The sequence below is a fragment of the Paenibacillus xylanilyticus genome (assembly GCF_013359935.1).
Classification (GTDB): Bacteria; Bacillota; Bacilli; order Paenibacillales; family Paenibacillaceae; genus Paenibacillus; species Paenibacillus xylanilyticus.
In genome coordinates this window covers 159,421-182,659 of sequence record NZ_JABMCB010000169.1, presented here as the reverse complement: position 1 = coordinate 182,659, position 23,239 = coordinate 159,421, and the positions used below count along the sequence as shown (strand labels likewise).

The window sequence follows — 23,239 nt, the reverse complement described above, 5'->3', positions numbered from 1 at the left end:
GCATTTCGTCGGTAACACCGCTGGTTTTGGACATGGGATCAATGACGGTCGACCGTTCTGGACGGGAAGGTTTTCTAATTCAACGATGGATGAGATCCTATTTTACTTCCCAGGTGATGATAACTGGTGGCTTGGCTCTTATAATGGATCGGAATTAAAGTGGAATCTTGCTGGTAACACTGTTGGCTTTGGACACGGAATCAATGACGGCCGGCCGTTTTGGGTAGGAGATTTCAATGGTGATGGAAGAGAAGATATTCTGTTTTATTTTCCTGGCGATAATAACTGGTGGATAGGAACTTTCACTGATAGTAAACTTGTGTGGAAGATATATACCAGTAATTTAATGATATCTCATCAATAAATGTAGAAACTTAACCGAAAATTTAATATGCAATGAGCGGTTTGCAGTTTTTAGCACGCTGCTCTTTTTTCGTTGAATGCAGGTGTATAAAATCGTTGTTTATTGGATACCATATGAGAAACGCTGTAAACAACATGGATAGGTAATTTGTGAAGGTGGTAGTGACAGAAAGTTACCCACCAGACTGGAGAATGACACAAAGTTGTACGGTGAACTTAAAATACTTGCATTAAAAGTCTTGATACTCAAGGCTTTTTTTCTTATGCACTAATCTTAACTTCACAAAATAAATGAAGTTAAGATTAGTGCATAACTTAAAAATGAACATAAACTTCTTGCATAACTTCTAGCAATAGGTTAATCTATTTTCAATAAATATTGGAATTAATTTCAAGGGGTGATTTATGTATAGTCCAATCCCATTAACTAAGTCAGAAAAAACAGGAGTTGGGTACTGGGAAGCCTACAGTCCTAAACTTAAGCGAGATGTCACCCTTCTGGGTGATCTAGAATACGATTACTGGCTCTTTATTGAAACAGATCCTAGAATTCTATCGTATTGTGAAAGACCAATTTTAATTGAATCCTCTTTCACAAGTAAAATTATCACCTCCGTACCTAGTTATTGGGTGAAATATCAAGATAACACCGAAGCAATCATCAAAGTTAGATTTTCAAAAGTAGAGAAGTCAAAAAATGGAAAATTAAAAAATCAGTTGTTAATAGAAGAACAATGGTGTAAAGAAAAAAATATTAAACATTGTGTTGTAAATGATCAAGAAATTCGCTCTAACCCTCTTCTTCTCTCCAACAAGAAACTTCTTATCTCAATAGTGTCTAATAGGCTGCATCCAATTGATACAGACATACATCTAATCTCTCAAATACTTAGTCTGAAAAAAATAACTATACAGGAATTAAAAGCTAGCTTAGATAGTAAGATTCCTTTTTTACGAGTAACTGAAGGCGTTTGCTGGATGATTTATAAAGGATTTATTAAAAGTAGTTTAGATAGAGCACCAATAGGTCCAAAATTGGAGGTGTGGATCGATGAGTAAAAGAAAATTAATAGAGAACACTGAATTAGGTCATGCTATTGACTTATCACAGTGGTCTACAGTTAACATCGATAAATTATCCAAACATAATCAAATTGTTTATGAGAAGAGAAAGAAAGCCGTAGAAATGTATTTTGCTGATCATTCTCATTTTGAAATAGAAGATAAGACAGGACTGCATCGTAACGAAGTGGCCCGATTGGTGAAAAGATGTCTTGCACTCGATGCTCAAAAGGCTCCATGGGGATACAGGGCCCTTATACCTAACAAAAGAATAACCGTTTATAAGCGTGAAAATCTTCCAAATGCTGAATTTGAATCATCTGGTATGAACGGATCTTTTGAACTCTTACTTGAAACATATCCTACTATCCGTGATGAAATTCATCGGTTGTATTACAGAAAAAAATCACGCTCTGTCTCAGATCCTGTTACAAGAGGTAAAGACATTCACAGAGCAATGGTAAAGGAATGTAGGAAAGTTGGTTTGAAAGCACCCAATGATTATCCGTTTAATACAAAGGAAGTGGCAAGGCGAAGTCTATACTCTTATCTTAAAACTTTAGAAGACCACGATATCAACAAAGCCTCAGGTCGATACGGTCAGGATATATCCAAGTTAATCAAGAGCACTGGTTCTGATGAAGTGTACAGACAGATCATAAGACCCTATGAGCAAGTACAGTTTGATGGCCATAAAATTGATCTACATGCTGTTTTAGTTCTAAAGACTCCTGAAGGTGATGATATCTATACCGTTATAGATAGAATTTGGTTACTTGTTATCTTTGATGTAGGTACTCGGACCATTTTGGGACACTATTTGAGTTTTAACCGTGAATATTCTTCAACCGATGTTTTACATTGTATTCGTAATAGTGTTGTACCTTGGGTACCTAAAATTTTGACAATCCCAGGATTGCAATATCCAACTGACGGAGGATATCCCTCTACGATCATTGAAGAAACTCAGTGGGCAATATGGGATGAAATTCTTTATGATCAGGCAAAGGCTAACTTGGCCACTATAGTCAAAGACAGATTAAAACAAGTTGTGAAGTGTAGAGTGAATCCTGGGAAAGTTGGTTTTCCTATTAAAAGAGCTCATATCGAAAGATGGTTCGGTATTTTTGAAGAAAATGGATTTCACAGATTACCTAGTACAACAGGTAGCAATTCAAAGGATCCGAGAAGGGCGAATCCTTCTAAATTAGCTAAGAAGCATCGTATAACTGTACAGCATGTTGAGGAATTGGTTGATGTCATGATTGCAGACTACAACGGTACCGAGCATGAAGGAGTGAACTTTATGACGCCACTTGAAACAATGAAAAGTCGGCTTCAAAATTTTTCTGTAAACCAACTACCAGAGGAGCAGAGGAACGAAGTAGCTTTTTTATCTTTACAAACAACACGTGAAATCAAAGGTGACGTTAAGCATGGTCGACGTCCATATATTCAATATGAAAATGTTAGGTACACAAGCTCATTGCTTTCTCGTTCACCTGGTTTAATTGGAAAAAAAGTCGATATTTTTGTTAATGTGGATGACCTACGAGTAATAAGAGCATTTCTACCTGATGGTTCCGAACTAGGAAAACTAAAAGCAGCAGGAAAGTGGGGCATTACACCGCATACCTTACAGGTTCGTAGAGAGATATTTAGGCTTAAGCGAAAAAAGCTAATACGTTATTCTTCTTCAGAAAACCCTATAGAAGTTTATCAAAAATTTCTAGGAGAAGGAGCAAAAACGAGCAGTAGAAAGGCTGGAAAAGCATACGAACTATCCAGAAATCAAGAAAGAAATAAAGATGTCTCACTTGAGCAAGATGATCATATAGATCAGCCTAGTTTGCCAGGTGAAGTTTGCCAAACTGAAGTTAATTCAAATAATACGATTTCCGCGAATCCTAAAAAAATAGTAAAACCGACAGAGGAGGATAAACATGGAGATTCAAGGAAATTTAGAAGAGCTATTATCTACTGAAAAAGAACAAAATTCTCCTCCAAGTTTAAAACGCCCACTTCTGCCTAAAGGAGCTCATCCTGTTGAAACTGGTAAATACGATATCCCTACCAATGAAATTAACAATCTTTATGCAAGGGTGAAGGAAAGTATTGAAGACCGATTACCCGGAACAGTTGTCCATGGTAGACCACGTCTAGGAAAAACCCGTGCCATTGCTTATCTAATGAAGGCATTACCTATGGATTTCGAAAAATTGCCTATGTACAATTTGTTATGTCGTGAGCATACAAAACCAAATGAAGATGTTTTTTTTACGGAAATATTAAAGGATATAGGACATGGATTCTACTCTTCAAGAAATGCTGTTCTTAAGCGGGAGAGGTTATTGAAATTTCTTATTGAACAAGCGGATGCTGCTGGACAAAATCGAACTGTCTTTTTTTTAGATGATGCACAGAGGCTTCATGAAATTCAATATGGCTGGTTAATGGATATTTCTAATGAATTGGATCGTTATGGGATAAATCTAACTGTATTTTTAGTCGGCCAGAACGAACTACTTAATCAAAGATCTGTCTTTTTTGAAGAAGAAAAGTATCAAATCATTGGAAGATTTATGGTGGAGCCATACAAATTTCATGGAATTAGATCAGAGGACGATTTAAATGAGTGTTTGCTTTGTTACGATGAGGGGGCTTTTTACCCATACGATTCTGCGTGGTCGTTCACGAGATATTATTTTCCTGAAAGCTTTGAGAAGGAAGAATTCAGGCTGAGTAATTATTCAAAACAACTTTTTGATGTTTTTGTTTCATTGAGACAAGAAGCTGGGATCAGCAAGTCATTCGAAATTCCTATGCAGTATGTAACTAGAACAATAGAATTTGCTTTGAAAAAATACGGGTGTGAAGGAAATGATGTAGAGAGTCTGAATCAAGCCCTATGGAAAAGAGCAATCAAAAGCTCAGGGTATATAGAAGCAGAAATTTATAGAGGTCCAGATTGATGAGCCCGCCTAAAGATGTTTATACATGGAGAGCAAATTGGATAAAGCCTTATGAATCGCCTTGGAGTATATTCGAAAAATTTAAAATTGCTAATGAAGTTCTGGATTTAGATATTATTAGAAAGTTTGGAATAGATGAGGTGAAAAATCTTCGTGTTATTAGACCTAGCCATTATGATTTAGTTAAAATGTTCTCTTTAAATGAACAGTTAATTAAAGACGTATTTGGTATTGACCTAGTTCAAAGAAATCGTAAAAATTTAGATGAACTAATAAGGCTTTTACCTCAAGACCATTTATTGGGTGTAGTTAGTCCATGGGAAAGTGTTTATTTAAGAGAAAAATTGTACTTTTGTGTTCAATGTTTAGAGCAAGGTTATCACTCAATATTTCATCAGTTCAAACTATTGCATCATTGTCCATTCCACAATAAAAAACTCATACAATGTTGTCCAGAATGTGGCTCGGAATATGACTATTCATTATCCAACAAAATGTTTGATTCCCCATTCATATGTAGTTGTGGTCATGAATATTGTCAAATAAACCAGGATCAACTTTTTTATGATTCTTGGAATCAACCCCAAGAACATTACAATACACTTCCACCTGAGCTTCTTCAATGGCTAACACTAACAAATCATCAGAAGTCCAGGCTTAAAAAAATGTACTTTATCCCTCAAACTGATTTTGAAAAACATCCAAATTCATTAATAAACTTTTTAACTGTTACAAATAAAGCGAACAATATTCCAGGCCATAACTTTGTAGAGAGTAGTAAAAGTATTAAAACAATAAGAAGTTTTGAAGAGAAAAAATTTGCATTCAAATATTCAAAGAAAGGTGATTTCTCAAACCTAAATGAATTTTATATCAAAAAGGCTAGATTTGATATATTGCAGAAAGAATTTTACCAAAACTACAAACGGATTATTGCTGGTGTCTCCAAGCATATAAGGCAAACCATCTTAGCTGAACATAAATCTTGTCTATATGAATTGAAAAATTTCAAAGGGCGTGGACCAATTTGTAGTTATGCTTATGCGTATATAGCTTGGCGTAGAACCATTCAAAATTTTGATCATTTCTCATTAGTCGATAATATGGGGCGTCCAAAACGTCTTAATAAACCTATCTTTGAGTTTCCCTCAAGTGCTTACTTTCTCTATGACCTATATGATCAATGGAATAATCAGATAGATGATATTACCTTGAGTAGTCGAGCGGCCACGAAATGGTTGTTAAATCGAATCTTGGATCAATTTTTGCTAAAGTGGTTTGATAACTGGCTTCAACATTCTAAAGAATTCATTTCAGAAGGAATTATGCCAGCAGTTCCTCAATTTGAAGATAAGTATCCTCTATTTATTGCTGTTTTCTCAAATGAGAGTAATGAAGAACTTGAATTTCATTGGTGGGACGATAAAAGAGAGTATAATGAGCTTGCGTGCCCATTTTCAAATAACAAGTGAGTTCATAAAGGTATAGGAAACTGTTTCATAACCTATACCTAGATCTTTTAATTTTATTTTTCTAAATTCATAATATCGAATAATTCTATAGCTAAAGTCTTAGAACTTGAAATACCTTTTAAATATTTAAAAGGACCATATATAGACCAATCAATCTTTTTTAAGCGTTTCACTGACTTAATAAATTCTTGATGGTCTATTTGTGTTGAGTTTTCTTTTTTACAGTGGAATAGCATTTTGGATGCTGCCATTGCTAATGCATCCAAACATACGATGTGAGTAAGTTTGTATTCTTTATAGTTTAACCATTCATGAGGATATTCTTGACGCATTATATTAAAAAATACAAGAACTATATCTACCTTTTCGTGTTTTGATAAGTTAGTAACTCCAGTGTCTTTGAAAAAATACTTTAACATACGATAAAGATTCTGAAGAGTAATATGTCTTCCTTTACTACGTTTACCTGTGATGCTACCAATATGATAGAAAGGACTATCGTTTAATATCAACAGCTCAGTAGACATCCAGCTTAGCTCGTCGTTTTCTCTTTTCAAAAACTTACTTAAAGAAGTACCTAGCCCTTTGGCTTTTGTATTAATTATATCAAAGAATTGAATTTCTTCATCGTCATCTAAATAATGAAACACCATGAAGGGAACATTTATTTCTGATTGTGTTTCCTTCGTATAACGTTTTATACCACCTAGCCGGTGCTGTCCATCCATTAAAGATGCTTTATTCTTGCAGAATAATCTTCCAAACATTGGTCTACTAGAATCATACGCTGTGAATTCCCACATACCAGATGCATTCAATAGAATCGGTGTGAATAATGCGTTATCCCCTTTAGAAAGGTATAAAGCAAATTCATCAACACGTTTTTGATCAACTGGCCGTTGATATCCTTTTCCAGATGGGTCGTTATATGGTTTAACATAGGTTAAATCCACAGCAATTGAGGATGGAAACGCGCTTTGATAAGCGATTTTTCCCCTCATTTTAGTTTGAACTACATTTTCTATAACTATTTGATGAGGTAATTGTCTCATTAAGTACACTCCTATAGAATTTTTATTATATCTAAATAAAATATATACCTTAAAATATATAATTACTAATGGTAATATATAGTTTGAGTATATTTATTTCATACATAAGTACACCTACTCTTAAAAGAGAGGTGATTGTACTTATGATAAAAATCAGTGCTTTCGTAGGTGAGCGAATAAAATCGTTAAGAAAATCAAAAGGATTGACCCAAGCGAACTTAGGTGAACAAGTAGATCTCCCACAGCCTTATATTGGTGGGATTGAAAAAGGGGAGAGAAACATTTCTTTGGAGACCCTGCAGAAACTAATTGAAGCTTTAGATGTTACACCAGCAGAATTATTCCGTCATTTTGAAAATGAACTACCAAACAAAGAGATGTTTGAAATCTTAGACAGAATTAACGAGGTTCTTTCACAAAGAAATATTGAAGAAATTAGAATAGTTGAGAACTTTATTTATGATCTTCTTAAAACAATTGATAAATTGAAAATTTCTAGTTAAATCTGTTCTTTAGTTATGTTCTTTAAAGCAGTTGATTCAGGTTTAATTAGTTTTTATTTCTAAAGGGAAAACTTGTTTTCTATTTCCTATATTTCTAAAAAATTATTGTCCAAGAGGTGTAAATAATCAAATGATAGAGAAAATTAGATTAAAAGAAATCGCATCTTATAATAATTTTGGCGTTAAACTAGAAAATCTTAAAAATGTCAACTTCATCTTTGGAAATAATGGATCTGGCAAGACAACATTATCAGAGTTTATTCGAAATCCCGTAAATTTCCCAAGTTGTTCTATGGAGTGGAAAGGCAACCAAATGACCACATGCGTTTATAATCGTAATTTCGTAAATGAGAACTTCTTAAGTAATTCCATTAAGGGTATTTTCACACTTGGCAAGGAATCTGTAGAATTACAAACAAAGATTGACGAGTTAAAGGGAAATATTATTAAGCATGATGAAGAGATCAGAAAGAAAAGAATACTACTAGGAGAAAAAAGTCACGACAGAGCGGTTATTGTCGATGAGTTTAAGGAAAAGTGCTGGAGGCTAAAGAAAAGCATTGATCCGGATTTTAAAGAGTTAATTGAGGGGTATAGAAATTCTAAAGAGAAATTCATGCAAAAATGTATAGAGGAATCAAAACTAATAAATTCCACAACCAGTATAAGAACTTTGGAGGAAATTAAGATTCTTAAGGAAGGTTTATATAATGGAAAGGTCGAGCTAGTAGCAATGCCTACACTAATCAATTATGATAATACTTTTGAAAGCGATCCAATTTTTAAAAATAAAATTATTGGAAAAGAAGATGTAGACATCGCAAGGCTTATAACAAAATTAGGAATAAGCGATTGGGTTAAACAAGGAATACTAAAAATCCATGATACAGATGGGATTTGTCCATTTTGTCAGCAATTACTTCCAGATTACTTTACAGAACAAATAAATTTATATTTCGATGATACATATGAACAAAATATTGAAACACTTGGAAATTCCTCTGAAAATTATTTGTTGCACACAGAAGAAATTATCTCTAAAATCAAATCGTTTTGTAATGTTCACTCCAATAATACTTTTGTAGATCTTGAGGAAATAAATTCAACATTACGTTTAATTGAATCAAAACATGAAGAAAATAAATTACTTTTAAAACAGAAAATCAAAGAGCCAAGCAGAAGCATTGAATTGGTTGAAATTTCAGAATTAGTTCAATTACTAAACATTTCAATAACAGCATCAGTAATAAAAATCGAACACCATAACAAACGTATGGAGAATATAAAGCTTGAGCGAGAAAAATTATCAGCGGAAATCTGGTTATACATAGCAGATCAAATAAGCGAAGACTTGAAAATTTTTGATAATATTATAGCAGATAAAGATAAGATGATCAGAGGAATTGAAAATTCTATATCAAAAAAAATCGAGTATAAAATCTCTCATGAAAAAGAACTGGCTATAAATCAACAACAGATAACAAGCGTCGAACACTCGGTAAATGAAATAAATAAATACTTAAATTCTTTTGGCTTTAAAAACTTTAAGTTAGCAGCTGCTGCCGAGGAAGGAAATTATAAAATCATCCGTGAGAATGGTGAAGATGTAAAAGATACACTAAGCGAAGGAGAGAAAACATTTATTACTTTTCTCTATTTTTATCAATTATTAAAAGGTAGTAACGACATCAGTAAAATAACTACAAATAAAGTTGTTGTAATAGATGACCCAATATCTAGCTTAGATAGTAGTGTTCTCTTTATGGTGAGCAGTTTAGTGCGTGAAATCATGTTTGATGTTAATAGTGGGAAGTCAGATATTAAACAGTTATTTATATTAACTCATAATATATACTTTCATAAAGAAATAACTTTTAACAAAGGCTCCAAAAGGTTTGGAGAAGGGACTTATTGGATAATAAGGAAAGATAACAATATTTCATCAGTAAAATATTTTGAGGAAAACCCTATAAGTACTTCTTATGAACTCCTATGGAAAGAACTTAAATATTCAGATAATATCAGTTTTGTCTCTATCCAAAATAGTATGAGGAGAATACTAGAAAACTATTTTAAATTTTACGGTGGTATAAGTCTTGATGTACTTGAAGATAAGTTTGATCACGAGGAAAGAATGATCTGCCGCTCCCTAATATCTTGGGTTAATGATGGTTCTCATTTCATTAGCGAAGATTTGTATGTAGAAAATAATACAGATTTAATTCAAAAATACCTTGTTGTGTTTAAAGAGATTTTCATAAAGAATGGTCATTCTGCTCATTATTCCATGATGATGAAGGAAAATGTCGAACCAGTCTCTCCTGAAGACAAAATCAAGGATTCCAAACAAAGTATGAAGGAGATCTTATCTGGAGTACAGGAAGTTGCAAGTGTAATTTCCGAGTAAGAAATGCTTTCCGTATTTATCAACGAAAAAACGCATATAAAGGTTACCTTATGGGTATATTGCTATTAGGTAGCTAATTGACCTTAACTCACAATATAAGTAAAAGCGTGAACTAATTAGTGAATAAAAAATGCCTTCATAATGGTATTATCCCCTGTTAGTAGACAGTGTAAAAAGAGGACATGTTACAATGAGCTCAAACTCCAGTGAAGAAAGTCCAAACCTTTAATCGATATAGCGAAGAATCGAAGAAAGAGGCGGTTCGTCTGCTGTCTCAGGAATTATTGTTCCATTCAAGGTCGCTATTTTAGCGGCTTTTTTATTTTATCTGTACAAGTTCTTATCCCAAGCCAAGGACAAGAACTTGTACAGATTACCGTAATGGGCAAGAACATGATCCGATTGCTGATTAGGTATATAACTAATCGGTTTCCACCCGTTAATCATTAAGCTAACGGGCAGGATAGTTCAATTGAACAAGGGTATAATCTCACCAAAAAAAAGAGGTGCAATTTGTTCCTAGCACATAGCATATGCTCAGCGTACTTTCTTGGAAAGAAGTTGTTAATATGACATTGAACATCACATTGTATGGGTTTGGATGAAAAAAACTCTCTTTAGGGAGAGTTTTTAGTGAAGGTAAATTCATTTCATGATGAAACCAGAAATAAGCTGAAGATATTACGTAACCGTGATCGTTCCATAATACATGTACATGCCACAATTGAATTGATACGTTCCAGGCTTCAAGTCATTTAAAGTCACGAAGTTATCTCCCTTTTCGAGATACACATCTAATCCTAAATCAGTAGATTCAACGCTTCTTATACAAGTATAACCTGAGTGTTTTATGAAATTTATTTTTGTTGGAACACCCGCTTTTATCTTTATATTTTCATGGATGAAACCCTTAGCTGTTACATCGACTGAAACGATTTGATACCCTACATTTTCTTGAAGGGTACTTTGATCGCTTGATTGTGAGTCTTGTGATTGAATCGCAGAGGTTTGGTTATCGTATAACTGGAAAAACAGTAATATCCCGATCGAAACGGTTCCAAAAGCAACCATAAGTACACCCCAAATAAATGGTAAACTAATACCATTTTTCTTGGTTTCATGAGTTTGGCCCGTTTCTTGATTGGCCAATTGGAGAACAACGCTCATAATAAAAATAAAAAGGATGTCAATAAATAATACCATCATATAGGAAAAACCCACCATGGCCCCGAGCATTGCGCCCATCAATCCACCCATAATTCCTGCAAGCATCCCATCCAAAGCAGCCATTAAGCTTACAGGTTTTCCAATGAAGTATCCCGCTCCCAAACCAAACAAAATGGCGATTATTGATGGGACTTCTAAACTGTGTTGAAACACTAGGCCTAATTGAAAACCGAGTGCAAGACTAGATATCATACCAACGGTCATTGCAATCATCATACCAGCCATACCTGCAAGTTTCTCTTTTCGTTTATAGGCAACTAAACCAATGTATCCAGTGAATAATACAATCATAACTATGCTTAATATGGTTAATATCACATTTTTACCCCCTTAACATCTGGTGACTGAGATAGAGTGAATGTAGTTTCTATTCAATGTAAAGATCGATCTAATAATATATAAAATTTTATATAGTTCTGTACTACGAATTGTAGTGCAATTATTGAAATTACAATAGATCAAATTTCAATAATTCAATAATTGTTCATACATTTATGGCGAAATTGGTCTGTAAGCGAAAAATCAAGATGTTTGATGAGCGATAAGGATTATTCGAAGAATGTGTAGTAGCAAATCATAAGCCGGCCCGATATTGGGCCGGCTATAAAACATGGGCGAAGGCTTTTTGTTTATTTTATTTGGCTCACAATATACTCCGCATCTGCTCCAACGCCTCCGATCAGAGCCGATCCTCTGGATGACTGCCAAGGGATTCCTAGAAAAAACAACCCCTGAACATCACTCACGCCTCTTTGATGCCGCACCCCGCCTTTTTCATTAAATAGCGTTTTTTCTTTGATCCAGGTGTAGTCTGTACGAAAACCGGTAGCCCATATCACATTATCAACCTGCAATTTGCTGCCATCTTCGAACTGTACATGTCGATCCATAACTTGAACCGCCCGTGGTACAAGTTTGATTTTTTTATTACGGATCATCTTTTTTAGGTCTATACCGAAAATAGGGTCGGCTTTCTTTTGAATAAACTTGCCCAATTTGCTTTCAGCACTGACATTCATAATCCCCAATCTTCTGAACCAAGAAAAAATGCTCGTTCCCATGACTTGCAAAGGCATGAAGTGTAATGGACGGCCAACGGATAAAAAAACGTCCCGCTCCTTGGCCAACTCCACCGCAATTTGTGCTCCTGAATTTCCGGCACCAATGACGATAACAGTTCCTTTGTTCAATCGTTTGGGATGGGAGTACGCCGAAGTGTGAATCTGAAATACGCTTTCATGGAATTGATCAGTAGCTAAAGGTATGTAAGGTGACTGAAACGGGCCCGTGGATACAATGACATTTGTTGCTTTTAACATCCCCTTGGTTGTATTTATATCGAAACTTTGCTCGGCTGCTTCAAGCGAAATGACTTCCGTAGATAGCTGAATTGGCAATGTAAAGGTAGTAGCATATTTCTCCAAGTAAGTCGAAATTTCGTCCTTGGTTGCATATCCGTTCGGATCACCTTCTAGCGGCAAGCCTGGTAGCGAACTGTACGATCTTGGTGTAAACAAAGTTAAACTATCATAACGTTGTCTCCATGATTCCCCTATGCGATTAGACTTGTCAATCAATAAAAACCGAAGGTTTCGATTCTTTAAAAAATATGATGCAGCAAGACCAGCCTGTCCCGCACCAATAACAATGACATCGTATCGTTCTATCATGGCTCTCTCCCTTAAAGTCCATTTATTTCAATCTCTTATTACATAACTGAATGAAGGTAATCTACACCTAAGAACAAAGATGTGGTTGAGCATTGACGTATACATTAGTGGATGCTAATATGATTAACATATTAATAGAAACTAATATATAATGCAATACTTTACCGTACAATGATGTGAAGTAAAGAAACGGAGTTGATTGGCCATGTCTGAACGAAATCATCCGGATTCCTGTTGTTCTGAAACGGGAGGATGCAACTCATCAGCAAAACAACCGGAGTCACAACAAATTCAGCATGAAAGTTGTTGTTCAAGCCATTCCTGCACCGATTCTATTCAACCCAGCATCAAACCAGGTGCCACGTTTAAACAGCAGATTCAGTTCACCGTAACTTCCAAACCAACGAAAAATAGTGACTGCTGTGCGGATGAACAAGACTGTTGCAGCAGCGAGGGGCAAGAAAAAGGCAAAGAAGACTCTTGTTGTTCCAGCTCTGCTGCTTCCGTTCCAAGGGTCTCTAAGTCCGATTTGAAATTAGATACAGGACAGATGCTTCAATATCGGGTTCAGGGCATGGATTGTTTTTCTTGTGCTGAAACGATTCAAAAGAGCATCTCCCGCATGGAAGGTACAGAAGAGGTTCAAGTGAATTTCAGTACGGCCAAGATGAGTGTTACCGTCTCTGATCCATCCATCGGAAATCGAATTGAATCGCAGGTCAAAAAACTGGGGTATTCCATTGAATCCATTGCTCAGAAGCAAACCGGACAGACTTATATTATTGAAGGCATGGATTGCGGGGCTTGTGCTGTCACCTTGGAAAAACATATGCTCAAGTTTCCTGAAGTCCGTGAAGTTAACGTAAACTTCTCGACAGGGAAGATGCGGATCGATCATGATTTAACGAATGATAAAGTGAAGGAAGAGGTATCCAAAGCGGGGTTCACGGCATTGTTGCCTACCAATAATCGGTCTTCATCTGATATGGTGGAAGAGAAATCGAAGAAGCCCATACCAGCAACCTTGTACTCCGGCATATTTTTGGTTATGGGATTTGTGGGCTCGTACGGCAATGTATCGGAAATGCTCATCACATTGCTCTATGCCCTGGCTATCGTTATAGGTGGATATAAACCTGCCCGAAGTGCCTATTATGCAGTACGAAGCGCTTCACTCGACATGAACGTATTGATGACCGTTGCGGCTATGGGCGCCGCACTAATTGGCGAATGGTTTGAAGGCGCCACAGTCGTTTTCCTGTTCTCGTTAGGGAATACCCTGCAGAATAGAGCGATCGAAAAAACAAGAAAATCCATTCGTGGTCTAATGAACTTGGCTCCTCCGGAAGCATGGGTCAAACAGGGGCAACAATTGGTGCGCACACCCGTAGAAGACATTCATATCGGGGATGTCATCGTCATCAAGCCCGGTGAAAAAATACCGCTGGACGGTGAAGTTACAAGGGGTCACTCTGTGGTCAATCAGGCTCCAATTACCGGTGAATCCGTCCCTGTGGAGAAGGAACTTAGAAGTATTGTTTATGCAGGCTCGGTAAACGAAAGTGGTTCTCTTGAGGTAAGCGTCACAAAACTGGTGGAAGATACCACGATTGCGAGAATCATTCATCTGGTGGAGGAAGCACAAGAGAAGAAAGCCCCTTCGCAAGCCTTCGTAGACCGTTTTGCACGAATTTATACCCCAATTACATTTGCTATCGCTCTTTTAATCATGGTAATCCCTCCTCTGTTTGGATGGGGCACTTGGGGCGATTGGTTCTACCGAGGGCTTGAGTTGCTTGTCGTGGCCTGTCCTTGTGCATTGGTCATCTCCACACCGGTCGCCATCGTGTCTGCCATCGGGAACGCAGCCAAAAACGGCGTGCTAATCAAAGGCGGAACATTCCTAGAGGTTGCTGGCTCGATCAAGGCGATTGCCTTTGATAAAACAGGAACACTGACAGTGGGTAAACCTCAGGTATCTGCGTTATTTACGCAAAAGGTCTCCGAAGAAGAATTACTTCGCATTGCGCTAACGATTGAAGAGCATTCGCAACATCCAATCGCATCAGCCATCGTGGAGCACGCGAATCAGCGGGAAATGTCCCCGCTCCAAGGTGAACAGTACGGAGCTCTCGTGGGTAAAGGTGCGTATGCAACCATTCAAGGCACCAAATATTTCGCTGGTAATCCAAAGCTATTTCAAGAAATGGGCGTACCGATAGTGCATCTGGAAGAGCAGGCTTCCCGACTCCAACAGGAAGGAAACACCTTGATCCTTGTCGGTACGCAATCCAATCTGCTCGGCATGATAGCCGTGTCTGATGCAATTCGGGAGACTACAATAACCACGATGCAGGCGCTGAAACAATCGGGCATCGAGCAAGTCGTGATGCTTACCGGAGACAATGAGGGCACGGCACGCAAAATCGCAAGGGAAGCTGGACTTGATCGTTATTTCGCCGAATTGCTTCCGGAAGAGAAGGTTTCCGCAGTGGAGCAGCTTCAAAAAGAAGGCAAGCTCGTGGCCATGGTAGGAGATGGGATCAATGATGCTCCTGCGCTGGCTACAGCCAACTTGGGCATTGCAATGGGAGGAGCCGGCACGGATACGGCCATGGAAACAGCAGACATCGTCCTGATGGCCGATAATCTGGAAAAACTTCCTCATACGATGAAACTGAGCCGCAAAGCGCTTCGAATTATTAAGCAAAACATCTGGTTTTCGCTGTTAGTAAAAGTCGTTGCTCTTTCTTTCATTTTCCCTGGCTGGTTAACCTTATGGGCAGCCGTGATGAGTGACACAGGAGCGGCATTGCTGGTGATTTTGAACAGCATGAGATTGTTGCGAATGAGAAGCTAAGATCTGAACGTTATTTAGAGACGAGGTTAATTTCTGAAACAAACAGCATTCGCGAAAATTGATCATTGCTACGTTACTGAGTGCGTTATTGCGGGGAGTAGGATAAATCATATATGACTACTCCCAGAACAACCCTGTACTTTCCGAATTCCACGAGTAGTTGTTTGAAGCTCATAAGCCTTAAACCTTGAAGTACAACGGTTGAATTGAATCTTCTATGGCAACATGCTAAATTTAAATTAGTATCAATAGTGTAAGGTTTGGGGGGATAAAATTGAATACAACCGGCTGTGAGGTAAAAGCCAAGTTTCTGAGAGGATTCAGCGACAAAACGAGGTTGCTAATTCTAGATTCCATACATCAGAAAGAAAAAACGGTTTCGCAAATTGTAGAAGAGCTTGGGGGCAACCAATCCAACATTTCGCAGCATCTCGCCTGTTTAAAAGGATGTGGAATTATCATAAGCAGACAGGAAGGAAAGTACATCTATTATTCCTTAAGAAATGAACAGATCAGGAACCTATTGCAAGCCATGGATGATGTGTATGCACAAGTGGAGAATGAAGTAGCCTCATGCGATAGAAATGAAGCGTTGAACCTATAAATTTAACTGTCATGTACTTTTGACAGAAAATAACCTAAGAAGCTGATTCCTTCAGGAATCGGCTTCTTGTCGCTGGTAGCAGGATTATTTACCGAGGTGCAATTTTTACTGAATTGTACTCTAATAATTCGAAGGTTTTCTTAGAAGACCAATTATGACAAACAATACATATACGATACGATGCTTAAAGTAATTTCTCCATTGCCATCACATCTACAAAATTCCCCTCTAGAAAGCCATGATTCTGAAATACACCTACCTCTCGGTATCCGGCTCTATGATACAAGCTCTGCCCAAGCGTATTAAATGGAAAGGTGAAAAGAACAAACTTATAGAAGTTATGCTGCATACCGATTTTCTCTAATTTCCCAAGCAACTGTTTGCCTATCCCTTTGCCGCGGTGATCACGATGAATATAAATCGAAAGGTCACCGACACCGTCATAAGCGCTTCTAGGATTGTAGACATTAATGGATGCCCATCCGATAACACATTGGTTCACTTCAGCGACGAGTACGGTGTAGCGTCGCTGGTGTTTTTTAAACCATTCATACATATACACCTCGTCTTTTAACTCGGTTTCTAGCGTGGCAATGCGGTCTTCGATACCTTGGTTGTAGATAGTCAAAATGCTACCCAGATCCCCTTCGGTAGCTTGTCGTATTATTACCATGATGATCACTCCTACGTTTGTTTTTTACATGTTTATATATCATACTGTAATTCGAAATGGGAAGGGCAAAGAATAAAACAAAAAAACATTTGCGTTTTGCAAATAATAAGGGTGTAACTATAACAAGAGGTGAGGGAATTGGAAAACAACTTAAGAGTGATGTTTCAGATCATGACACGGCGTTTTGGATTATTGGATAAAAACTGCTGCACCGCAGGAGGGTTGGATATTTCACTCGTTCAAAGTCATATCATTTATGAAATTGATCGTAAACATAATCCCTCCATTCAGCAGGTGGCAGATGCACTTTCCATTGACATCACAACGTTTAGCCGTCAGGTTCAAAGTCTCGTGAAGTTGGGATTGGTTCAAAAAACGCCATTACCAGAAGATCGGCGGATTTACATATTATCCTTGACTACACAAGGTAAATTTGTCGCTACTGTCATTGATGAGCAGATGAATAATTATTTAAAAGAAGTTTTTTCGCATATGTCTGAGTTTGAACGTGATATGGTGATTAATGCGGTCAAACTGCTAAACGAGAGTATGGCGAAATCCAGCGTATGCTGTACACCACTGGGATAATAATTAGTTATCCCATTTGCTTCATATAATACTTGTAAAATGCAAGTAATTTTGAGGAGGAAAATATAATGTTTAAAAGTATCCCTGTTAACCAAGTGAACTGCTGCGAATCACCCGTAAAAGAAACAAACCAATTACCTGTTGCGATCATTGGAGCTGGACCGGTTGGTCTTGCGGCAGCAGCACAACTCATTTCAAAAGGTGAGCCATTTATGTTGTTTGAATCCGGAGATGAAGTGGGAGCAAACATTAGAAAATGGGAACATGTACGTCTGTTCTCACCTTGGGAATATAACATCGATAAAGCTGCTAAAGAATTGCTGCTTTCCACGAATTGGGTCGCTCCTCAAAACGAAACCATCCCAACGGGTAAGGAGATTGTTGAGCATTATCTAAAACCCTTGGCTGCACTACCTGAAGTAAGTCCATACATGCATTTGAATACGAAAGTTACTGCGATCAGTCGTAAAGGGTTAAGCAAAGTGAAAACAAGTGGACGCGAGAAACTTCCGTTTGTTATCCATGTTGAACAAAACGGATCCCCGTTTATTTATGAGGCGCGGGCAGTTATCGATGCTTCTGGAACATGGTCCAATCCAAACCCGCTTCGTTCAGACGGTATTTTTTCAGAAGAAGAAAAAGCGCTTGAAAGCCACATTTCATACGGTATTCCTGCTGTATTAGGGAAAGAGAAAAATCGTTATAAAGGCAAGAAAGTTCTTGTTGTAGGAAGCGGACATTCTGCGATCAACACTTTGCTTGAACTTGCAGAGCTTCAAAAAGAGGAATCGGGAACTGAAATTGTTTGGGCAATTCGTAAGGCAAATATTGAAGATGTGTATGGCGGTCGAGAATTAGACGGGCTACAGGCAAGAGGAGAACTGGGTACCCGAATTCAAAAGGTGGTTGAATCCGGTACAGTAAAAGTCATGACGGCATTCCATATTGAAGAACTTAAACAACAAGGTGGAAAAATACAGGTTTCCGGAGCCATTCGAAATGTAAAAGTGGTTATTGATCATATTGATGAAATCGTAGGTAATACAGGTTCTCGTCCTGACTTATCGATTGTCCGCGAAGTGCGGGTATTAATGGACCCCAGTTTAGACTGCGTTTATGAGCTCGCGCCATTAATTGATCCCAATATACACAGCTGCGGTACAGTTAGACCTCATGGCGAAAAGGAACTACGTCAACCTGAAAAGGACTTTTATATCGTTGGTGCTAAAAGTTATGGAAGAGCACCAACCTTCTTAATGGCGACGGGATACGAGCAAGTCAGATCCATTGTAGCGGCTTTAGTGGGAGATATGGATTCAGCACAAAAAGTAGAGCTGGAACTGCCGGAGACAGGTGTTTGCAGTCTGGGTGCTAGTGGTGCAGATAGCTGCTGTGAACCCGTACAAGTGGAGGAAGCCTCTACGAATTGCTGCTCTCCTTCAAAATCGGAAAGGTAGGATCAAATTCTTGCTACGGATAAACAAGAATTCAAAGCTACTACATCCTTAACGTGATGCAGTAGCTTTTTTATAGAAGGAGGGCAAAATGGAAAACATTATTTATGATTGCATTGTCATTGGCGGTGGTCAATCAGGTTTGGCAGCAGCATATTACTTACAGCAAGCTAGACGGAGCTTTATTCTACTCGAAAAAAGTGAAGAACATTTAGGATCATGGGCAAATTATTATGATAGCTTAACGTTGTTCTCACCCGCAGCGTACTCCTCATTGCCAGGACTTATATTTCCAGGCGGTGCAAATTATTATCCGCGCAGAGATGAGGTTGTTCAATACTTAATTTCCTATGCGGCTACATTTAAGTTTCCAATATACTCAGGGCAAGAAGTAATCAAGGGGGATAAGGAAGGCAATATCTATACGGTCCATACCTTGAGCGGAGAAAAGTTTCTTACACGGTCCATCATTTGCGCAAGTGGGGCATTTGTAAATCCTCGTATTCCAGACATTCCAGGGATGGATCAATTTAAGGGGGAAATGCTTCATGCCAAAGACTATCGAAATGAGGCAGAGTTTAAAAACAAACGCATCGTTGTTGTGGGCGGAGGGAATTCAGCTGTCCAAATAGCCGTTGAACTTGCCCGGGCGGCCCATGTAACAATTGCATCCAGAAGTCCGATCAAATTTAAGCCGCAGGTCATTGCGGGGAAAGATATTCATTTTTGGCTAACCATACTTAGACTCGATCAATCGACTTGGGGTAAACGCTTACTGCAGAAAAACAGTGAAGGTGTCCTTGATAATGGTTTTTATAAAGATGCAATTGATAAAAATAGGCCAGACACTAAAAATATGTTTAAAGCTTTTACGGAAAAAGGTGTAGTGTGGTCAGATGATGCTCGTGAAGATGTGGATGCCGTTATTTTTGCTACAGGTTATATTCCAAATTTTGAATATCTTAACGGATTGAATGTTCTTGATTCCCTGGGTAACCCCTTAAAACAAATCGATGAAAATATTCATTTTGTAGGTATACCCTGGCAGACATCATTTGCTTCGGCGACGATTCGAGGTGCAGGGGAAGATGCGAAGAAAGCGGTCCTAGCGCTTGCGAAAAAATTGTGAGGTATTGGATTTAGAAATGGTATAAGCTGTGAACTAAAATGAAGGGGAGTCATTGAGTATCAGACGAAGGATATTAAAGATGGAAGACGGTCACTCTTTCATTAAGTCAAAATGTGTATTTTTAGTTCGAGAGAAAAGATAGCGACGTTAAAGTCGGTAATTTTATTACCGGCTTTTTCGTGAATTGAATTTTATATAATTTTATATATATTCGCAATTGATTATATAATTGGTTTATTATATGATTATATCATTAAATGAAGCCAACGAAGATAATCACAGGGGAGGTACATATGGAACAAAAAATTCAGGAAATGGCTGAGGCATATAAGTTATTAGCTGATAAAACGCGGTTGACCATTATTGCGCTACTTCAGGAACAGGAACTTTGCGTATGTGATATCACAGACATTATTGGGATGTCTCAACCAAACGCCAGTCAGCACCTTCGAAAACTGAAGGCAGCTGGTTTTCTTAATGAAAAGAAAAAAGGGCAGTGGGTTTACTACTCCCTTAATCCTGAAGCGAAAGCATATGTTCAATGTGTGTATCCGTACCTGCCTTCCATGAAAGACAACATAGCAGGATTGAAAAACTGCTGTGGTCCTGAGGAGGAAGCATGACACTCATTGCAATTTTAATCTTTTTGCTTACACTCACTTTTGTGATTTGGCAACCTAAGGGACTTAATATTGGGTGGTCAGCATCTGCTGGAGCTGTTCTCGCTCTCCTATTTGGGGTCGTAAGTCTATCCGATGTGGGTACGGTTACAGGAATTGTATGGAATGCCACGCTTGCTTTTGTAGCCATTATTCTGATTTCACTTATTTTAGATGAGATCGGTTTTTTTGAATGGGCTGCTCTACACATGGCAAGGCTCGCAAGAGGCAATGGTAAGCTGATGTTCGTTTATGTTGTGCTACTTGGTGCAGGGGTAGCAGCGTTCTTTGCGAATGACGGTGCCGCACTGATATTAACGCCTATTGTGCTTGCCATGGTTCGAGCGCTCAAGTTTGATCAAAAGATGATTTTGCCTTTTATTATTGCAAGTGGTTTTATTGCAGATACAACTTCGCTCCCACTTATAGTCAGCAACCTCGTCAATATCGTTTCTGCTGATTACTTTGGTATTGGTTTTGTGGAGTATGCAAGTCGGATGATTATCCCTAATTTCTTCTCAATATTAGCGAGTCTTCTGGTCTTGTTCTTGTTTTTTAGAAAAAGTATTCCAGGGAACTACGAAGTCAGTCAGCTCAAAACGCCAGTTGATGCAATCAAAGACAAGAAGCTGTTCAAATTCTCTTGGGTGATTTTAGCCGTGCTTCTTGTCGCGTACCTGATGAGCGAGTTCATTCAAGTTCCGGTGTCTGTCATCGCTGGGATTATTGCAATCTTGTTTATTTTGGCTGCACGCCGCAGTCAGGCAATACAAACGTGGAAGCTCATTAAAGGGGCTCCATGGGCAGTCGTGATTTTCTCAATTGGTATGTACGTCGTAGTTTATGGACTACGAAACGTGGGATTAACGGATGAACTTGGGAAAGTCATTCAAGCCATTGCCGACAAGGGGCTCTACATCTCCACAATCGGCATGGGATTCCTAGCTGCGATATTGTCTTCGGTCATGAACAATATGCCCACAGTGATGATCGATGCGCTAGCTATTGATGCGACCAATACGCAAGGTGTGATTCGAGAATCACTGATTTATGCCAATATTATCGGCAGTGACTTGGGTCCAAAAATCACACCGATCGGCTCGCTTGCAACACTATTATGGTTACACGTACTGTCCCGTAAGGATGTAAAAATCACATGGGGGAGTTATTTTAAAATTGGGATTGTGCTCACTATCCCAACGCTCTTTATCACATTGACAGGACTATATTTGTGGCTTCATTTGATCCATGCAACAAGCGTAAATGTTTGGTTAATCATTGCGGTTATCACTGTAGTATTGATTGTTATCGCTATGTTGGTAAAAGCTTTGATTAACACAAAAATGGGCAAAGCGAAATTTCAAGATGAACTAGTAAAAGTTAGCCAAACCGAAGATAAAGGAGATCAATAAACATGAACAACAAACCACTTGTTTACTTTTTGTGTACAGGAAACTCTTGCAGAAGCCAAATCGCCGATGGATTTTTGAAAGCACTTGGAAGTGATAAATACGAGGTGAGAAGTGCTGGTCTAGAAGCTCACGGCTTAAATCCCCGTGCTGTTCAAACCATGAAAGAAGCTGGAATTGATATTTCAAATCATACATCGGATGTAATTGATCCTGAGATTTTAAAACAAGCAGATTACATCATCACGCTTTGCGGTCATGCCAATGATAATTGTCCCGTTGTACGTAATGACAAGGCTGAAAGATGGCATTGGGGCTTCGATGATCCAGCAAAGGCGACAGGTACGGAGGAAGAAATCACAGCTACATTCGCTGATGTCCGTGATTCAATCAAAGCTCGTATAGAGCAATTCTTGAAAGAGGGTAAGTAAAATGAATCATGCCGAGAAAAAGTACCATGCACTCATTGCTGACAAAATCTTTATGGGCGGAGCGGCAGACGTTGAGGCAATGGTTCTTAACGAAGGCATTGAAGTCGTGGTGGATCTGCGGGAAGAAGCAACAGAGTGCGCGTATCCTGCGGATCATGTGAAGTGGGTGAAAGTTCCGCTTGATGACAATACAAAAGAAAATGAAGCCGAGCTTTTTAAACATGCAATTGATGAGGTTGTTGGAGCTCATAACGCCGGCAAGAAAGTTGCCTTTCACTGTGGAGGAGGCAAGGGCAGAACGGGGACCGTTGCAGCTGGTATACTATTAGAACTAGGTTTGGCAAGTACACTTGATGATGCTGAAACAAAGGCAAAAGAAATCAGAAATATCATCAATATTAAGCCTGTGCAAAAGGAATTATTACAAAAAATATATTCCAAATAGATTTGATAAAGTCGAATTAGGAAACAATATCGTCCGGATTTTGCTTTCGGGGAACGATAGCTCACTGTAAACAAGGAGGCCGTCGGCCAAGAGGGCGAGCTGCTTTTGTTCTACTACCGGGAAACGTTAGTTCAATACAACAAAGAAAGCAGCTGATCAATGTGATCGGCTGTTTTTGTTCAACTAACGGGCCAGGATAGTTGAATTAAACAAGGGGATAATATCACCAAAAAACTAGAAATGCAATTTGTTCCTAGCA

General features: G+C 38.3%; 20 protein-coding genes. 16 read left to right on the top strand and 4 right to left on the bottom strand.

Annotation, left to right across the window (positions count from 1 at the left end):
- From HP552_RS09120 to HP552_RS09100, 5 genes are all read left to right on the top strand, one after another.
- The coding region (locus tag HP552_RS09120) for a hypothetical protein (RefSeq protein ID WP_175395207.1) at positions 1 to 364 on the top strand (364 nt) is incomplete at its 5' end.
- A gap of 404 nt (positions 365 to 768) precedes the next feature.
- A complete protein-coding gene (locus tag HP552_RS09115) occupies positions 769 to 1,422 on the top strand; it encodes a PDDEXK family nuclease (RefSeq protein WP_175395206.1) in 654 nt (217 codons plus the stop codon).
- Positions 1,415 to 3,409 carry a TnsB C-terminal domain-containing protein gene (locus HP552_RS09110; protein WP_175395205.1) on the top strand — a complete coding sequence of 665 codons (1,995 nt, stop codon included), beginning with the start codon at positions 1,415 to 1,417 and terminating at the stop codon, positions 3,407 to 3,409. The genes HP552_RS09115 and HP552_RS09110 overlap by 8 nt, the downstream gene beginning before the upstream one ends.
- A complete protein-coding gene (locus HP552_RS09105; protein ID WP_175395204.1) occupies positions 3,369 to 4,397 on the top strand; it encodes an ATP-binding protein in 1,029 nt (342 codons plus the stop codon). Before HP552_RS09110 ends, HP552_RS09105 begins: the two co-directional genes overlap by 41 nt.
- Positions 4,397 to 5,869, top strand: coding sequence for an RING finger protein (locus HP552_RS09100; protein ID WP_175395203.1), 1,473 nt, complete (start codon positions 4,397 to 4,399; stop codon positions 5,867 to 5,869). The genes HP552_RS09105 and HP552_RS09100 overlap by 1 nt, the downstream gene beginning before the upstream one ends.
- 53 nt (positions 5,870 to 5,922) lie before the next feature.
- Here HP552_RS09100 and HP552_RS09095 read toward each other — a convergent pair whose 3' ends face one another.
- On the bottom strand, positions 5,923 to 6,921 hold the full coding sequence (locus tag HP552_RS09095; RefSeq protein ID WP_175395202.1) for a DGQHR domain-containing protein: 999 nt from the start codon (positions 6,919 to 6,921) through the stop codon (positions 5,923 to 5,925).
- Positions 6,922 to 7,064: 143 nt separating this feature from the next.
- Between HP552_RS09095 and HP552_RS09090 the strand changes: the two genes are divergently transcribed.
- On the top strand, positions 7,065 to 7,424 hold the full coding sequence (locus HP552_RS09090) for a helix-turn-helix domain-containing protein (protein WP_175395201.1): 360 nt from the start codon (positions 7,065 to 7,067) through the stop codon (positions 7,422 to 7,424).
- A gap of 130 nt (positions 7,425 to 7,554) precedes the next feature.
- Positions 7,555 to 9,831, top strand: a complete 2,277-nt coding sequence (locus tag HP552_RS09085) for an AAA family ATPase (RefSeq protein ID WP_175395200.1) — start codon at positions 7,555 to 7,557, stop codon at positions 9,829 to 9,831.
- Between the two features lie 681 nt (positions 9,832 to 10,512).
- Here the strand turns inward: HP552_RS09085 and HP552_RS35590 are convergent.
- Positions 10,513 to 11,376 carry a cupredoxin domain-containing protein gene (locus HP552_RS35590; RefSeq protein WP_312884252.1) on the bottom strand — a complete coding sequence of 288 codons (864 nt, stop codon included), beginning with the start codon at positions 11,374 to 11,376 and terminating at the stop codon, positions 10,513 to 10,515.
- 311 nt (positions 11,377 to 11,687) lie between these two features.
- Positions 11,688 to 12,728, bottom strand: coding sequence for a flavin-containing monooxygenase (locus tag HP552_RS09075; protein WP_175395199.1), 1,041 nt, complete (start codon positions 12,726 to 12,728; stop codon positions 11,688 to 11,690).
- A gap of 205 nt (positions 12,729 to 12,933) precedes the next feature.
- On the opposite strand from HP552_RS09075, the gene HP552_RS09070 reads away from it, so the two are divergent.
- On the top strand, positions 12,934 to 15,588 hold the full coding sequence (locus tag HP552_RS09070) for a heavy metal translocating P-type ATPase (protein WP_175395198.1): 2,655 nt from the start codon (positions 12,934 to 12,936) through the stop codon (positions 15,586 to 15,588).
- 274 nt (positions 15,589 to 15,862) lie between these two features.
- Entirely contained in the window at positions 15,863 to 16,192 is a 330-nt protein-coding gene (locus HP552_RS09065) for an ArsR/SmtB family transcription factor (protein ID WP_175395197.1), read from the top strand.
- Positions 16,193 to 16,376: 184 nt separating this feature from the next.
- Here the strand turns inward: HP552_RS09065 and HP552_RS09060 are convergent, their stop codons facing one another.
- Positions 16,377 to 16,865 (bottom strand): arsinothricin resistance N-acetyltransferase ArsN1 family A, encoded by a 489-nt coding sequence (locus HP552_RS09060; protein ID WP_175395196.1) that lies wholly within the window; start codon positions 16,863 to 16,865, stop codon positions 16,377 to 16,379.
- 159 nt (positions 16,866 to 17,024) lie between these two features.
- On the opposite strand from HP552_RS09060, the gene HP552_RS09055 reads away from it, so the two are divergent.
- The 7 genes from HP552_RS09055 (at position 17,025) to HP552_RS09025 (ending at position 22,980) form a co-directional block, all read left to right on the top strand.
- Positions 17,025 to 17,453, top strand: coding sequence for a MarR family winged helix-turn-helix transcriptional regulator (locus HP552_RS09055; protein WP_175395217.1), 429 nt, complete (start codon positions 17,025 to 17,027; stop codon positions 17,451 to 17,453).
- Positions 17,454 to 17,521: 68 nt separating this feature from the next.
- Complete coding sequence (locus tag HP552_RS09050) at positions 17,522 to 18,910, top strand: NAD(P)-binding domain-containing protein (RefSeq protein ID WP_175395195.1); 1,389 nt, start codon at positions 17,522 to 17,524, stop codon at positions 18,908 to 18,910.
- An 88-nt stretch (positions 18,911 to 18,998) separates the two neighbouring features.
- Positions 18,999 to 20,036 carry a flavin-containing monooxygenase gene (locus tag HP552_RS09045; RefSeq protein ID WP_175395194.1) on the top strand — a complete coding sequence of 346 codons (1,038 nt, stop codon included), beginning with the start codon at positions 18,999 to 19,001 and terminating at the stop codon, positions 20,034 to 20,036.
- A 293-nt stretch (positions 20,037 to 20,329) separates the two neighbouring features.
- A complete protein-coding gene (locus tag HP552_RS09040) occupies positions 20,330 to 20,659 on the top strand; it encodes an ArsR/SmtB family transcription factor (protein ID WP_175395193.1) in 330 nt (109 codons plus the stop codon).
- A complete protein-coding gene (locus tag HP552_RS09035; protein WP_175395192.1) occupies positions 20,656 to 22,107 on the top strand; it encodes an arsenic transporter in 1,452 nt (483 codons plus the stop codon). The genes HP552_RS09040 and HP552_RS09035 overlap by 4 nt, the downstream gene beginning before the upstream one ends.
- A 2-nt stretch (positions 22,108 to 22,109) precedes the next feature.
- The gene (gene arsC, locus HP552_RS09030) at positions 22,110 to 22,535 is read left to right on the top strand and encodes an arsenate reductase (thioredoxin) (RefSeq protein ID WP_175395191.1); all 426 of its coding nucleotides are present in this window, start codon (positions 22,110 to 22,112) and stop codon (positions 22,533 to 22,535) included.
- A gap of 1 nt (position 22,536) precedes the next feature.
- The gene (locus tag HP552_RS09025) at positions 22,537 to 22,980 is read left to right on the top strand and encodes a protein-tyrosine phosphatase family protein (protein WP_175395190.1); all 444 of its coding nucleotides are present in this window, start codon (positions 22,537 to 22,539) and stop codon (positions 22,978 to 22,980) included.
- Positions 22,981 to 23,239 lie beyond the last annotated feature (259 nt).